Source organism: Kocuria tytonicola (genome assembly GCF_003687455.1).
Taxonomy (GTDB): Bacteria; Actinomycetota; Actinomycetes; order Actinomycetales; family Micrococcaceae; genus Kocuria; species Kocuria tytonicola.
Window position 1 is genome coordinate 1 of sequence record NZ_PHOA01000187.1, and the last position, 1,531, is coordinate 1,531.

Below are 1,531 nucleotides of genomic sequence, written 5' to 3' on the forward strand. Positions count from 1 at the left end.
GCACCGGGGCGAGGCCGTGCTCCCGGCACGCCAGCACGTGCTTGACCGCGCCGTACAGCCCGTCCCGGTCCGTGCACGCGAGGATCTGCGCCCCCTGCTGCGCGGCGGTCCGCGCGAGCTCGTCGGGGCGGGCCACCCCGTAGTGCGCACTGAAGGCGGAGGCCACGTGAAGGTGAGGGAACCACATGCTCATATTCGAATCTTTGTTCGAATGTTTGTCAACCGGGTCGAGACCTCCCGGAGCTGCGGCTCCACCCCGAGGGGAGCCCGGATCAGAGGCTGACACCGAGCAGCTCCCAGCGTCCCGTGACCTGGCTGCGGGTGATGTCGAAGGTGCGCGCCACGGCTGCACCGGCCTGGACCGCCTGCACACGCCAGCACTCCCGGTCCACGGCACTGGTGCGGCTCTCCCTGGGGACGCGGTCCTCCACATCCCACCAGTTGCGGCGTTCGAACCAGTGGATCACCGGCTGCAGGACCCGCTGCTCCCGGCCCCGGTAGGTCACTGCCCAGGGTGCCCCGGTGTCGTCGCACCGCACCGAGAACCCCTCCGACCCCGGGTCCGGGAGGACGGCAGCCACCCCGGGACCGGCGCGGCCCGCACCGATCACCGGGACCGCGTCCCACGGGTCCTCGTGGCCCGCGGGACCGCCCTCGACGTCCACGCCCTCCGTCATCTCCAGCACCGTCATGGTGGTTCACCCTCCCCAGGTTTTCGAAACTTTATTCGACTCCTGGGACGGTGCCAAGGCCGTCCGACACGCATAAGCGACCACCGGTACGGGCCCCGTGACCCACCGGGGAGAGGGAGGCAGCGGTCCACCGCGGCTCGCGCCGCGCCGTGTCAGTGCCCGCGGTCCGCGGGCCGCGCCACGGCGGCGAGCACCGCATCCGTGGCACGGGCCAGGTCCTCGGGCGAGAGCCCCACGTCGAAGCCGCGCCGCCCGCCGGAGACGTAGACGCGCTCCATCCCCCGGGCGCTCTCGTCCAGGACCGTGGGCAGGGGTGTGCGCTGGCCCAGCGGGCTCACTCCCCCGAGCACGTAGCCGGTCAGGCGGTGGACGTCCGCCGGGTCCGCGAGGTGCGCCTTCTTGGCACCCAGTGCGGCCGCGGCGGCCTTGAGGTCCGCACGGGCGGCCACCGGCACCACGCACACCCCGAAACCGCCGGGCTCCAGGGCCACCACGAGAGTCTTGAACACGCTCTGCGGGTCGAGTCCGAGCGCCTGGGCGGCCTCGTCCCCGTAGGACCCGGCCCGGGGGTCGTGCTCGTACGGCAGCTCCTCGAACTCGACCCCCGCCGCCGTGAGCGCCTGCGTGGCCGGGGTGGCCGAGGACTTCGTCTTCTTCGCCGCCATCTGTACTGTCTCCGTTCACTCGTCGCGGGCGGGTCACATGCTGCGGCCCCGGGGAGCCGCACCGGCGCGCCGGGTACTGTGGTGCTGATCCGCGGCGTGCGCGGTGGGCGTCCCGGCCTCCGAGCCTACGACGCTCCCCGCACGCGCACGCCGCGGATCAGCACCACAGTACCC

General features: G+C 73.0%; 3 protein-coding genes. All 3 read right to left on the reverse strand.

From position 1 onward, the window contains the following. Positions 1-187, reverse strand: a 187-nt coding sequence (locus CWC38_RS11730) for a PHP domain-containing protein (protein ID WP_121846883.1), incomplete at its 3' end; no start/stop codon positions are given. Positions 188-272: 85 nt separating this feature from the next. Beyond that, on the reverse strand, positions 273-692 hold the full coding sequence (locus CWC38_RS11735; protein ID WP_121846881.1) for a DUF6504 family protein: 420 nt from the start codon (positions 690-692) through the stop codon (positions 273-275). Positions 693-844: 152 nt separating this feature from the next. Then, positions 845-1,357, reverse strand: a complete 513-nt coding sequence (gene ybaK / locus CWC38_RS11740) for a Cys-tRNA(Pro) deacylase (RefSeq protein WP_121846882.1) — start codon at positions 1,355-1,357, stop codon at positions 845-847. Between the last annotated feature and the right edge of the window lie 174 nt (positions 1,358-1,531).